This is a genomic window from Herbiconiux flava (assembly GCF_013409865.1).
Taxonomy (GTDB): domain Bacteria; phylum Actinomycetota; class Actinomycetes; order Actinomycetales; family Microbacteriaceae; genus Herbiconiux; species Herbiconiux flava.
Window position 1 is genome coordinate 2,449,946 of sequence record NZ_JACCBM010000001.1, and the last position, 11,426, is coordinate 2,461,371.

At 71.0% G+C, this 11,426-nt stretch carries 12 protein-coding genes and 1 tRNA gene; 11 read left to right on the forward strand and 2 right to left on the reverse strand.

Annotated elements, in window-relative coordinates:
• The first annotated feature begins 210 nt into the window (after positions 1 to 210).
• Positions 211 to 3,237 (forward strand): Rne/Rng family ribonuclease, encoded by a 3,027-nt coding sequence (locus tag BJ984_RS11790; RefSeq protein ID WP_179548187.1) that lies wholly within the window; start codon positions 211 to 213, stop codon positions 3,235 to 3,237.
• Positions 3,238 to 3,247: 10 nt separating this feature from the next.
• On the opposite strand, the gene BJ984_RS11795 is transcribed toward BJ984_RS11790, so the two are convergent.
• A complete protein-coding gene (locus BJ984_RS11795; RefSeq protein ID WP_179548188.1) occupies positions 3,248 to 3,550 on the reverse strand; it encodes a DUF4031 domain-containing protein in 303 nt (100 codons plus the stop codon).
• A 157-nt stretch (positions 3,551 to 3,707) separates the two neighbouring features.
• Between BJ984_RS11795 and rplU the strand changes: the two genes are divergently transcribed.
• From rplU to BJ984_RS11845, 10 genes are all read left to right on the forward strand, one after another.
• Entirely contained in the window at positions 3,708 to 4,016 is a 309-nt protein-coding gene (gene rplU, locus BJ984_RS11800) for a 50S ribosomal protein L21 (protein WP_173180753.1), read from the forward strand.
• Between the two features lie 12 nt (positions 4,017 to 4,028).
• Positions 4,029 to 4,289, forward strand: a complete 261-nt coding sequence (rpmA, locus tag BJ984_RS11805; protein WP_173180754.1) for a 50S ribosomal protein L27 — start codon at positions 4,029 to 4,031, stop codon at positions 4,287 to 4,289.
• 94 nt (positions 4,290 to 4,383) lie between these two features.
• Entirely contained in the window at positions 4,384 to 5,892 is a 1,509-nt protein-coding gene (gene obgE, locus BJ984_RS11810; protein WP_179548189.1) for a GTPase ObgE, read from the forward strand.
• The gene (gene proB, locus BJ984_RS11815; RefSeq protein ID WP_179548190.1) at positions 5,889 to 6,695 is read left to right on the forward strand and encodes a glutamate 5-kinase; all 807 of its coding nucleotides are present in this window, start codon (positions 5,889 to 5,891) and stop codon (positions 6,693 to 6,695) included. The genes obgE and proB overlap by 4 nt, the downstream gene beginning before the upstream one ends.
• Before the next feature lie 10 nt (positions 6,696 to 6,705).
• Positions 6,706 to 7,956, forward strand: a complete 1,251-nt coding sequence (locus BJ984_RS11820) for a glutamate-5-semialdehyde dehydrogenase (protein WP_179548191.1) — start codon at positions 6,706 to 6,708, stop codon at positions 7,954 to 7,956.
• Positions 7,957 to 8,001: 45 nt separating this feature from the next.
• Positions 8,002 to 8,223 carry a hypothetical protein gene (locus BJ984_RS11825; protein ID WP_179548192.1) on the forward strand — a complete coding sequence of 74 codons (222 nt, stop codon included), beginning with the start codon at positions 8,002 to 8,004 and terminating at the stop codon, positions 8,221 to 8,223.
• Positions 8,224 to 8,232: 9 nt separating this feature from the next.
• The gene (gene nadD, locus BJ984_RS11830; protein ID WP_271206582.1) at positions 8,233 to 8,910 is read left to right on the forward strand and encodes a nicotinate-nucleotide adenylyltransferase; all 678 of its coding nucleotides are present in this window, start codon (positions 8,233 to 8,235) and stop codon (positions 8,908 to 8,910) included.
• 47 nt (positions 8,911 to 8,957) lie between these two features.
• Positions 8,958 to 9,989, forward strand: coding sequence for a hypothetical protein (locus BJ984_RS11835; protein WP_179548193.1), 1,032 nt, complete (start codon positions 8,958 to 8,960; stop codon positions 9,987 to 9,989).
• 25 nt (positions 9,990 to 10,014) lie between these two features.
• Complete coding sequence (rsfS, locus tag BJ984_RS11840) at positions 10,015 to 10,386, forward strand: ribosome silencing factor (RefSeq protein WP_179548194.1); 372 nt, start codon at positions 10,015 to 10,017, stop codon at positions 10,384 to 10,386.
• An 80-nt stretch (positions 10,387 to 10,466) separates the two neighbouring features.
• A tRNA-Ala gene (locus BJ984_RS11845) sits at positions 10,467 to 10,539 on the forward strand.
• A gap of 70 nt (positions 10,540 to 10,609) precedes the next feature.
• On the opposite strand, the gene BJ984_RS11850 is transcribed toward BJ984_RS11845, so the two are convergent.
• Positions 10,610 to 11,425, reverse strand: a complete 816-nt coding sequence (locus BJ984_RS11850; RefSeq protein WP_179548195.1) for a hypothetical protein — start codon at positions 11,423 to 11,425, stop codon at positions 10,610 to 10,612.
• Between the last annotated feature and the right edge of the window lies 1 nt (position 11,426).

Consider the following 11,426-nt stretch of genomic DNA (forward strand, 5'->3'; position numbering starts at 1 on the left):
CTTTCCGGGCTCATCGTCCCCGGGCACCGCAGACGCGCTGCCCCACGAGGCGTCAGACCCCGACACGAAGACAGACAGAGCGACCGGGTCCGCCAGCAGGCGGGCCGGCGCATGAGCGAGATCAGCGGAGGAGACGCGCAGGCGGACCTTCGCTCGTGAGAGTACCTGCCGGTGGGTGAGAGCCCCTGGCTGGCAAGGAGTGCACCAGAGATGGTGGAGAACAGTTCACACAATGACAACGACACGAACAACCAGGAGGGAACGGGCCGGCGCAAGACGCGGCTGTTCGGCGGTCGCCGAGCAGGCAAGAAGACGGATGCTCCGGTGACCTCCTACCGCGACGCCCCCACGTCGCCCGAGCCGGAGCCCGCGGCATCGGCCGAGCCCGGGGTGCCCGCTGACGTGCTTCAGGCCCCCGCCGAGGCGCCCGCCGCCGAGGTGCCCGCGGATGCAGGCGAGGCCCCTGCGGATGCGTCCGAGGTCCCCTCCGATGCGTCCGAGGTCCCCGCCGCCGACGAGCCGGAGGCTCCCGTGCTCGAGGCCGGCCCGCACGACGACGAGCCGGGCCTCGCCCCGTTCAGCGCCGCGGGTTCCGCCTTCCAGGCGCCCGAGCGCCCGCGGGCGCTCAGCACCACCTCGCTGATCTTCCAGGCGCCCGACCTCCCCGACCTCCCGCCGCTGCCGCCGCGCGACCGCGACCCGCGGGACCGGGATCGGGACCGCGACCCGCGCGACCGTGAACCCCGCGATCGCGACCCGCGAGACCGTGACCCCCGCGACCGCGACGAGCAGGCCGCGGAGTCCTCTGTGCGCCGCCGCTCCCGTCGCCGCTCGGGCGAGGAGACCCGCGGAGGCCAGGACGACCCCGAGAACACCGTCGTCAAGGTGCGCACCCCGCGCGAGCGCGAGGAGCGCCAGCCCGAGCTCATCACCGAGCCGCAGCGCATCAAGGGCTCCACCCGCCTCGAGGCCAAGAAGCAGCGCCGCCGCGACGGTCGCGACGCCGGCCGCCGCCGCCCCGTGGTGACCGAGGCCGAGTTCCTCGCCCGCCGCGAGGCCGTCGACCGCCAGATGGTCGTGCGCGCCAAGAACGACAAGATCCAGATCGCCGTGCTGGAAGACGGCGTGCTGGTCGAGCACTACGTCGCCAAGGCGCAGGATGCCTCGCTGATCGGCAACGTCTACCTCGGCAAGGTGCAGAACGTGCTGCCGAGCATGGAGGCCGCCTTCGTGGACATCGGGCGCGGCCGCAACGCCGTGCTCTACTCCGGCGAGGTCGACTGGGACGCCGCGGCCGAGAACAACGAGGGCAAGGGCTCGCAGCCCCGCCGAATCGAGCTCGCGCTGAAGTCGGGCGACACCGTGCTCGTTCAGGTCACCAAAGACCCGGTCGGCCACAAGGGCGCCCGTCTCACCAGCCAGGTCAGCCTCCCGGGCCGCTACCTCGTCTACGTGCCCAACGGCTCGATGAACGGCATCTCGCGCAAGCTCCCCGACACCGAGCGGGCCCGCCTGAAGCGCATCCTCAAGGAGGTGCTGCCCGAGAACGTGGGCGTCATCGTGCGCACCGCGTCCGAGGGCGCCACCGAGGAGCAGCTGACGCTCGACGTCAACCGCCTCACGGCTCAGTGGGCCCACATCAGCGAGCAGGTGCAGAAGCAGCAGGCGCCGCACCTGCTGCACTCCGAGCCCGACCTCCTGATCAAGATCGTGCGCGACGTCTTCAACGAGGACTTCCACAAGCTCGTCATCTCGGGCGACGAGGCCCGCGCGACCATCGAGAACTACCTCGCCGCCGTCGCGCCCGACCTGCTCGACCGCGTCGAGAAGTACGAGGGCGAGAAAGACGCCTTCGACGAGTACCGCGTCTCGGAGCAGATCGAGAAGGCCCTCGACCGCAAGGTCTGGCTGCCCTCGGGCGGCTCGCTCGTGATCGACCGCACCGAGGCCATGACCGTGGTCGACGTGAACACCGGCAAGTTCGTCGGCTCGGGAGGCAACCTCGAGGAGACCGTGACGAAGAACAACCTCGAGGCCGCCGAGGAGATCGTGCGCCAGCTTCGTCTGCGCGACATCGGCGGCATCATCGTCGTCGACTTCATCGACATGGTGCTCGAGTCCAACCGCGACCTGGTGCTCCGGCGCCTGATCGAGTGCCTCAGCCGCGACCGCACGAAGCACCAGGTCGCCGAGGTCACCTCGCTCGGCCTCGTGCAGATGACCCGCAAGAAGCTCGGCCTGGGCCTCCTGGAGTCGTTCAGCGAGCCCTGTGAGCAGTGCGCCGGCCGCGGCATCATCGTGCACCACGACCCCGTGGTGAAGCACCGCTCGAGCCAGCAGCCCGCGGGCGGCTCCAACGGCGGCTCCGGCAACGGCGGCTCCACCGGCTCGAACGGCGCCGGCCGCCGCAACGGCCGCGGCGGCTCGAACGGCGGGGCCAACGGCTCCGGCTCGAACGGCAACGGCTCCGGCGCGAACGGCTCCGGATCGCAGACGGCCCCCGTCGGCGGCACCCACGCCATCACCGAGAACGCCAAGAACGCCCTCGCCCAGATCGCGGCCTCCACGATCGCGGCTTCCGCGATAACCGCGGCGAAGCACACCGGTGACGAGGTTCCGGATGCCGGTTCCGCGCCCGTGACCGAGACCGCAGCCGCCCCGTCCGACGCCCCCACGGCCGTCGCCGAGGCGCCCGCCGCCGAGGCCGTCCGCGGCCCTGACGCGGCGGTCGCGGCCGAGCGCTCGACCCGGCGCCGCAAGTCGCGCCACTCGCGCGGCGACGCCGAGCAGGCACCCGCGACGGAGGCACCCGCGTCGGAGGCACCCGCGTCGGAGGCATCCGCCGCAGAGGCACCGGCGGCAGAGGCACCCGCGGCAGCACCGGCCGGGGCACCCGCCACCGGGGCCGCCCCGGAGGAGACCGCGCCGGCCCAGCCGGCCTCGGCCCCCTCGTTCGACGAGGTCGCCGCCCCGGTGTCCACCGCGCCAGCGGTCGACCCGGAGGCCGCCCCCCAGGCCCCCGTGTCCGACCCCGAGCCCGCCATCGCGATCCTCGACATCCCCGTCACGAAGGCCGCCCGCGCCCCGCGGGTGAAGCCCGAGGAGGCCTCGCACCTGCTCGACTCGGTGCTCGACGCCCTCCCGGCGCCGAAGCAGCCCGGACAGGGCCGCTCGCGCAGCCGTCGCGTGTCGACGACCGCCGTCGTCTCGGCGCCCGCGGAGTCGAGCGACTCCTGAGCCGCCTCCGCTAGTGCGCGGAGCGCGTCCCCCGGTGGGCGCGCTCCGCGTCGCGGTCCCGCCCGCGCACCCGCAGCCCGCTGGAGCGCAGACGAACCACGAGCTCCCGGTAGCTGACGGGCACGGCCCCCGCGGCGACCAGCTCGTCGTGCCGGTCCACCGGCACGTCGTAGTGGTCGAGATCGAAGCTGCGGGGCGGCAGTCCGGCCGCCCGGGCGAAGCGGTGCAGCTCCTCCAGCGAGTCGTCGCTGACGAGGTGGCCCCAGATGGTACCGTGGGCTGGCCACATCGGCTCGTCGATCAGCACGGTCATGGTGCGAGTATCCCACTTGCCCCGGTTTGACCGAAATCACTCCGTCGAGTAGGCTTGACCGCTGGTGTGCGTGGAGCGTCGCTCCGCCGTTTGCCAAGACTTCCATGAGCTGCAGAGTGCGCTCGTGAGGGCCCCGAAGAAGAGTTAGGTACGTAAATTGGTTTACGCAGTTGTGCGCGCCGGTGGTCGGCAGGAAAAGGTCGAGGTCGGCACGATCGTCACCCTCGATCGCATCAAGGCCGACGAAAACGGCAACATCGAGCTGGCGGCCGTGCTGCTCGTCGACGGTGACACCATCACCTCCGACGCGTCGTCGCTGTCCAAGGTGAAGGTCACCGCCGAGGTCCTGAACGACCTCCGCGGCCCGAAGATCGTCATCCAGAAGTTCAAGAACAAGACCGGCTACAAGAAGCGCCAGGGCCACCGCCAGGAGCTCACCCGCGTCAAGGTCACCGGAATCAAGTAGGGATCAGGAAACATGGCACACAAAAAGGGTGCGAGCTCCACTCGCAACGGTCGTGACTCCAACGCTCAGCGTCTGGGTGTCAAGCGCTTCGGCGGCCAGGTCGTCGGCGCCGGCGAGATCATCGTCCGCCAGCGCGGCACTCACTTCCACCCCGGCGTGAACGTCGGCCGTGGCGGCGACGACACGCTGTTCGCCCTCTCGGCCGGTTCGGTCGAGTTCGGCCGGAAGGGCGGCCGCAAGGTCGTCAACATCGTCGCGGCGGTCGCGGAGTAACCTCCGCCGCTTCGGCATCATCTTCGCGCGATGGGCGGGCTTCGGCCCGCCCATCGTCGTTTCGTCTCCCAGAAAGATCGTGAGGTAACCGCAAATGGTGACTTTCGTCGACCATGTGACCCTCCATCTCAAGGCGGGCAACGGCGGCAACGGCTGTGTGTCCGTTCGCCGTGAGAAGTTCAAGCCGCTGGCCGGCCCCGACGGCGGCAACGGCGGCCACGGCGGCGACATCGTGCTCGTCAGCGACCCGCAGACCACGACGCTGCTCGGCTTCCACCGCGCCCCGCACCGCTCCTCGCAGAACGGCGGCCCCGGCATGGGCGACCACCGCGCCGGAGCGAACGGCGAGGAGCTCGAGCTCCCGGTGCCCGTCGGAACGGTCGTCAAAGACGCCGACGGCGCCGAGATCATCGACATGAGTGAGCCCGGCATGCGCTTCGTGATCGCCGAGGGCGGTCAGGGCGGCCTCGGCAACGCGTCACTCGCCACCACCAAGCGCAAAGCGCCCGGCTTCGCCCTGCTCGGCACCGACGGCTGGACCGGCGACGTGCTGCTCGAGCTCAAGACCGTCGCCGACGTCGCGCTCGTGGGCTATCCCTCGGCCGGCAAGTCGAGCCTCGTCGCCGCCATGTCGGCCGCGAAGCCGAAGATCGCCGACTACCCCTTCACCACGCTGCACCCGAACCTCGGCGTCGTCGAGTCGGGCGGCACCCGGTACACCATCGCCGACGTGCCCGGGCTCATCGAGGGCGCGAGCGAGGGCAAGGGCCTCGGCCTGGAGTTCCTCCGTCACGTCGAGCGCTGCAGCGCCCTGCTGCACGTGCTCGACTGCGCCACGCTCGAGCCCGGCCGCGACCCGATCAGCGACCTCGATGTCATCCTCGGCGAGCTCGGCGCCTACCCGGTGCCCGAGGGGCAGGTGCCGCTTCTCGAGCGCCCCCAGCTGATCGCCCTGAACAAGATCGACGTGCCCGAGGCGCGCGAGCTCGCCGAGTTCGTCAAGCCCGAGCTCGAGGAGCGCGGCTACAAGGTCTTCGAGATCTCCACCGCGAGCCACGAGGGACTCCGCCAGCTCTCGTTCGCCCTCGCCGAGCTGGTCGACCGCGCACGCCGCGAGGCCGCCGAGAACCCGGCCCCCGCGAAGATCGTGCTGCGCCCCAAGGCCGTCAACGAATCGGGCTTCCACATCGAGGTCGAGGGCGGAAGCTACGGCGACGTCTTCCGCATCATCGGCACGAAGCCGGAGCGCTGGGTGCAGCAGACCGATTTCACCAACGACGAGGCCGTCGGCTTCCTCGCCGACCGGCTCGCGAAGCTCGGCGTCGAGGACCAGTTGTTCAAGAAGGGCGCCGTCTCGGGATCGACGGTCGTCATCGGCCGCGGCAACGCGATCGTGTTCGACTGGGAGCCGACCCTCACCTCCACGGCCGAGCTCGTCGTCGCCCCGCGCGGCTCCGACCCGCGCCTGGACGGCGGGCGCCGCCGCACCAACGTCGAGCGCCGCGACGACTACTACGACCTGATGGACGCCAAGGCGGAGGCCCGGGCCGAGCTCGTGCGCGAGAAGGAAGCGGGGCTCTGGAACCAGGAGGACGAGTCGTGACCGACGGTCACGATCTCCGCGCACAGGTCACCGAGCGCAGCGGCATCCCGTCGGCCCGGCGCGTGGTCGTCAAGGTCGGCTCGTCGTCGATCAGCGGCGACAACGCCGGGCAGATCGAGCCCCTGGTCGATGCCTTGGCCGCAGCTCACGCCCGGGGCACCGAGATCATCCTGGTCTCCTCGGGCGCGATCGCCACGGGCATGCCCTTCCTGAAGCTCGACGCCCGCCCCAACGACCTCGCCACCCAGCAGGCCGCAGCCGCGGTCGGCCAGAACGTGCTGATCTACCGCTATCAGAACAGCCTGCGGCGCTTCGGCATCACCGCCGGTCAGGTGCTGCTGACGGCGGGCGACCTCGAGAACCCGACGCACCGCTCCAACGCCCAGCGCGCCATGGACCGGCTGCTCGGCCTCCGCATCCTGCCCATCGTGAACGAGAACGACACCGTGGCCACCCACGAGATCCGCTTCGGCGACAACGACCGGCTCGCGGCCCTCGTCTCGCAGCTCGTCGAGGCCGACGCCCTCGTGCTGCTCTCCGACGTCGACGCCCTCTACACCCGCCCCCCGCAGGAGCCCGGCGCGGTGATGATCAGCGAGGTGCCCATCGGTGACGACCTGGCCGGGGTCACCTTCGGCGACATCGGCGCGGCCGGGGTCGGCACCGGGGGAGCGGCCACCAAGGTCAGCGCCGCGCGCCTCGCCGCCGCCGCCGGCACGGCCGTGCTCGTCACCTCGACGGGCCGCGTGGCCGAGGCCCTGGCGGGCGCCGACATCGGCACCTTCTTCGCGCCCGCCCCGTAGACTCTCGGGCATGTCCGACGCCTTCGACGAGAAGCTGGCCGCCGCCCGAACGGCCTCCCTGGTGCTCGCCACCGCCACCACCGACGTCAAGAACCGGGGCCTCACGGCCATCGCGGCCGCGCTCGAGGCCGGCGCCGACGAGATCCTCCGGGCCAACGAGGTCGATCTCGCGAACGGCCGGGAGAACGGCCTGTCCACCGCCCTCCAGGACAGGCTGCGACTCACCCCCGAGCGCATCGTCGCCCTGGCCGGCGCGGTGCGCGAGATCGTCGTGCTGGCCGACCCGGTGGGCGAGAGCATCCGGGGCCGCAAGCTGCCGAACGGGGTGCGCATCGACCAGGTGCGGGTGCCCTTCGGTGTCGTGGGCGTCATCTACGAGGCGCGGCCGAACGTGACGGTCGACATCGCGGCCCTGGCGCTGAAGAGCGGCAACGCGGCCGTGCTGCGCGGCGGCTCGGCGGCCGAGAGCACGAACCGCGTGCTGGTCGGGCTGATCCAGGATGCCCTGGCCTCGGCCGGCCTCCCGCCGGCCTCCGTGCAGACCGTCGACGAGTTCGGGCGCGAAGGCGGCACCCGCCTGATGCGCGCCCGCGGCGCCGTCGACGTGCTCATCCCGCGCGGCAGCGCCGGCCTGATCAAGGCGGTCGTCACGGAGTCGCAGGTGCCCGTGATCGAGACGGGTGACGGTGTCGTGCACGTCTTCCTCGACGCCTCGGCGAACGAGGAGTGGGCGGTCGACATCGTGCACAACGCGAAGGTGCAGCGCCCGAGCGTCTGCAACGCGCTCGAGACGCTGCTGGTGCACGAGGCGGCGGCCGAGCGACTGCTGCCGACGGTGCTCGGCCGGCTGCGGGCATCCGGGGTGACCGTGCACGGCGACGAGGCGACCCGCGCCGTCTTCCCCGACGCCGTACCCGCCACCGACGAGGACTGGGCGACCGAGTACATGAGCCTCGACCTGGCCGTGCGCGTGGTGGCCTCGCTCGACGAGGCGATGGAGCACATCCGCCGCTACTCGACCCATCACACCGAGTCGATCATCACCGACGACCTCGGCAACGCCGAGCGCTTCCTGAACGAGGTCGACAGCGCCGTGGTGATGGTGAACGCCTCCACCCGCTTCACCGACGGGGGCGAGTTCGGCTTCGGGGCCGAGGTGGGCATCTCGACGCAGAAGCTGCACGCGCGCGGACCGATGGGGCTCTCGGAGCTCACCAGCACGAAGTGGACGGTGCGGGGGTCGGGCCAGTCCCGCGGTTAGCGGTATCGTAGAAGGGTCGTTCCGTCCGAAACACCGGGAGAAGCAATGTCCGTACTCGTGAGCACGCTCGCCGCCGTCAACGAGCCCGTCGCCCTTCCGATGCCCCCGATCGTGTTCGGCCTGATCGCGGCGGTCGTCTTCGTCGCGCTCGGCTTCGTCACCTGGAGCTACCGAGACGTGGCCAACCGCCACCCGTCGAAGTCGGCCAAGTTCGCCTCGACGCACGACGTCCACGGCCACGCCGACCGCACGGGTGCGGATCACTAGTCCCGGTAGATGACGTCTTCGATGCCCGCGGGGCACCCGAGCAGCGAGCCTGCGGGCGACCCGGCCGAGCAGCCTGAGGGCGAGCAGACCCGTGAGGGCTCCGGCCGACGCCGCATTGGCGTGATGGGCGGCACCTTCGACCCCGTGCACCACGGCCACCTCGTGGCCGCGAGCGAGGTCGCCACCTCCTTCGACCTCGACGAGGTCGTCTTCGTGCCCACCGGGCGGCCCTGGCACAAGGAGCCGGTCACTCCCGCCGAGCACCGCTACCTCATGACGGTCATCGCGACCGCCTCGAACCCCCGCTTCACCGTCAGCCGCGTCGACATCGACCGCGGCGGCGTCACGTACACGATCGACACGCTGCGCGACCTGCAGACGGCCCACCCCGACGCCGACCTCTTCTTCATCTCGGGGGCCGACGCCATCGCGCAGATCCTGAACTGGAAGGACGTCGACGCGCTCTGGGATCTCGCCCATTTCGTGGCGGTCTCCCGGCCCGGTCACACCTTCGCGGTTTCCTCTTTGCCGCGGCACGACGTAAGCTATCTGGAAGTTCCGGCGCTTGCGATATCGTCCACTGACTGTCGCAGCCGGGTCGGCCGGGGTTTTCCGGTGTGGTACTTGGTACCCGACGGTGTCGTTCAGTACATCACCAAGCACCATCTATATCGGAGTGTTGAATGAGCTTGTCACACGATGGTCAGCCGCTCACGCGGCGTCAGCTGCGTGAAATGGAGCGCCAGGGCCAGGCGCCCCTGCCCGAAGAGGGCGACGACGGCGCGCCCACCGGCGCCGCGGAGGGCGCGGCCGAGGCCGAGGCCGCCGAGTCGAACGCCCCCGTCTCCGCCGGCGGCTCGCGTCGCGTCGTGCGCGAGCAGGGCCCGGCCGACACGCTCGACGAGACCGACGCCGAGCATGAGGCCGACGCCGAGCACGAGGCCGACACCGATCACAAGGCCGACGCCGAGCACGAGGGTGTCGACGAAGACACCATCGTCCCCGAGGTCGTCTCGCCCGACGAGGCCGTCGACGACGCCGAGCCCGCCGGCTCCGCCGCGCCGATCATCGAGGTCGTCCCGATGTCCGACCCCGTGCTCGTGCAGTCGCCGCCCGACGAGGCGCAGCCCGACGACACCGCCGAGCACGCCGAGATCGTGCCGAACTCCGAGGCCGACGACTCCGACGACGACACGGTCGTCGAGGAGATGGTGATCGACGATCCCGCCGTCGGGCCGCCGTCGTCGGGTTCCGATGCCGCGCCGAACCTCGCACCGGTCTTCCAGAGCCCGTCCGAGGGCGAGCACCCCACGAGCGACCAGCTGCCCTCCTCGTTCGACGACCTCATCTCGCTGCGCAACAACGCCGCGACCAACTCCATCTCGACCACCAGCGCCCTGGTGCTGCCGACCGTCCCCGGTTCGGGCGACGTCGGCACCGCGCTCGACGAGACCGGCGAGGTCATCATCACCGGGTCGATCGACCTCCCCAAGAGCTTCGGCTCGCTCGGCGCTCCGGCGACGGGCCTCGAGTCCAACGACCTCGACACGCTCCTCGAGCGCTCCGAGGTCGAGCAGGGCGGCTCCGACGTCGCTCCGGTCAGCGCGAGCCGTGCCATCAGCACGAACACCTCCTCGACCTCGCTGATCGCCCCTCCCAAGCGGGCCAGGGCCAACGCTCCCGTGGTGCTCGCCATCACGGCGGGTGTGCTCGCCGTCGGTGTCGTCGGGCTGCTGCTCGCCGTCTTCGTCTTCCAGGTCTTCTAGACCCCGCTCTCATCAGAAAGTCTTCGTGACCGCTTCCACCGCATCCATCGAACTCGCTCAGCTGGCCGCCCAGGCCGCCGACTCCAAGCAGGCCGAGAACCTCGTCGCCCTCGACGTCTCGGGGCCGCTGCCCCTCGCCGACGTGTTCCTGCTCGCCTCGGGCCGCAACGAGCGCAACGTCGTCGCCATCGCCGAGGAGATCCAGGACAGGCTGGGCGAGAGCGGCAGCAAGGTCCTGCGCCGCGAGGGCATGTCCGAGGGGCGATGGATCCTGCTCGACTTCGGCGACCTCGTCGTGCACGTCTTCCACGAGGAGGACCGCATGTACTACTCGCTCGAGCGGCTCTGGAAGGACTGCCCGGTCGTGCCCCTCGCGGTCACCGCCGCCGAGGCCTGATGTGGTCACAGCGGCTCTGAAGATGTAGTAACCTAGACAAGTTGTTTCCGCCGAGAGGTGGAAACGGCGCCCATGAGAATGGGCCCGTGGCGCAGCTGGTAGCGCACCTGCATGGCATGCAGGGGGTCAGGGGTTCGAATCCCCTCGGGTCCACTGAAACGAGAAGCCCCCGGTCGCGAGACCGGGGGCTTCGTCGTGTGCGGGGCGCCGCTGCGCGAGTGCGTCAGCGCACCTGGCTGGTCGTCACGATCCGGGTCCACGGCCCCTCGGGAACGTCGGCGTCGTCGACGAAGCGCCACGAGACGCCCGCCTGCTCGCCGTTCAGCTCGTCGAAGCCGAGACAGCCCACCACGGCCGGCGAGACGTCCATGCCGGCTCCGCCGTAGCGGTCGTTCAGCGGGCGCTCGTCGTCGGAACCGAAGACGTACTCGGCGTCGTCGTACTCCCCGGGTCCCGCATCCTGGATCTGGGCGTAGCAGGTCGCTCCGTCGAAGCTCAGCTCCACCCAGCGGTTCTTCAGATAGCTGAACAGCGGGTCGCCGCGGTGCGAGCGGTACGGCTCCTGGCCGGCCCACGGCACCACCTCGTCGCGCCGGGCGAAGGCCCCGGGGTCGTTGACGTCGTCGAACGGCAGGTCGAGATAGAACGGATTCTCGAGCGGCACCGTCTCGGTCGGGAACCAGTCCTCCGCCGCCGTGCGCGCCTCGGTCTGGCAGACGCCGTCGACCTCGGTGCCGTCGCAGCCCCCGAAGCTCTCCATCCAGAGCGAGTCGTAGGTGGAGTGGACCTGGCTGCCGTCGGACGCGGTCGGGTCGAAGACCTCGCCGACCCAGAACGTCGTGGCGACGATCCCCGTGTGCAGCGGGTACGCGCTCGAGGGGTCCCCGGCCGCCAGCAGGCTGCAGCCGCCGAGGGGGAGTGCCGCCGCCGCCACGAGGGCGACGACGGCGGGAAGGCGGTGCCGGGCGATGCGTCGGCCGGTGGGGGGCCCGGGACGACTGGTCACCGCCCGGCACCGCGGCTTGGAGGGAGTGCTCACG

Excerpts from the sequence above, each read along its gene's own strand:
- BJ984_RS11790 (WP_179548187.1), top strand. The coding sequence starts at position 211 with ATGGTGGAGAACAGTTCACACAATGACAACGACACGAACAACCAGGAG.
- BJ984_RS11795 (WP_179548188.1), bottom strand. The coding sequence starts at position 3,550 with ATGACCGTGCTGATCGACGAGCCGATGTGGCCAGCCCACGGTACCATC.
- rpmA (WP_173180754.1), top strand. The coding sequence starts at position 4,029 with ATGGCACACAAAAAGGGTGCGAGCTCCACTCGCAACGGTCGTGACTCC.
- obgE (WP_179548189.1), top strand. The coding sequence starts at position 4,384 with ATGGTGACTTTCGTCGACCATGTGACCCTCCATCTCAAGGCGGGCAAC.
- BJ984_RS11820 (WP_179548191.1), top strand. The coding sequence starts at position 6,706 with ATGTCCGACGCCTTCGACGAGAAGCTGGCCGCCGCCCGAACGGCCTCC.
- BJ984_RS11825 (WP_179548192.1), top strand. The coding sequence starts at position 8,002 with ATGTCCGTACTCGTGAGCACGCTCGCCGCCGTCAACGAGCCCGTCGCC.
- nadD (WP_271206582.1), top strand. The coding sequence starts at position 8,233 with ATGACGTCTTCGATGCCCGCGGGGCACCCGAGCAGCGAGCCTGCGGGC.
- BJ984_RS11835 (WP_179548193.1), top strand. The coding sequence starts at position 8,958 with ATGGAGCGCCAGGGCCAGGCGCCCCTGCCCGAAGAGGGCGACGACGGC.